Source organism: Oceanospirillum linum (assembly GCF_001995095.2).
In the GTDB taxonomy this organism is placed as follows: Bacteria; Pseudomonadota; Gammaproteobacteria; order Pseudomonadales; family Halomonadaceae; genus Oceanospirillum; species Oceanospirillum linum.
On record NZ_MTSD02000073.1, the window covers coordinates 1 to 465 of the forward strand.

At 48.4% G+C, this 465-nt stretch carries 1 pseudogene; it reads left to right on the forward strand.

The features are described 5' to 3' along the window. Positions 1–465: pseudogene (locus BTA35_RS16675) on the forward strand (tRNA (5-methylaminomethyl-2-thiouridylate)-methyltransferase); the annotation flags it as partial.

Below are 465 nucleotides of genomic sequence, written 5' to 3' on the forward strand. Positions count from 1 at the left end.
TTGTAAAATCGACATGGTGGCTCGGGCATGGAAGTGGTGTCAGGAGAATGACTTTGACTTTGTGATCACTGGAGAGGTGATAGGTCAGCGTCCAAAATCTCAGCGCAAAGAAACCATGCCGTTAATCGCCCGTGAGTCTCAGGTGCAAGATCGCCTACTACGTCCATTGTGCGCTAAGCATCTACCAGAAACGCTGCCAGAGCGTGACGGTTGGGTGAGCAGTGATGCGTTGTATGATTTTCATGGCCGCAACCGTAAACCGCAAATCGCATTGGCGAAGTCATTAGGCATTGATGAATGGTCACAACCTGCGGGTGGCTGCTGCTTCTTAACCGATGAAAGCTACAGCAAAAAGCTACAAGATTTGTGGGATGCCCGTGGTGAGCGTCGCTATGAGCTAGATGACATTATGCTATTAAAAGTCGGTCGTCATATTCGTCCAGCATCTAACTACAAGTTAATAGT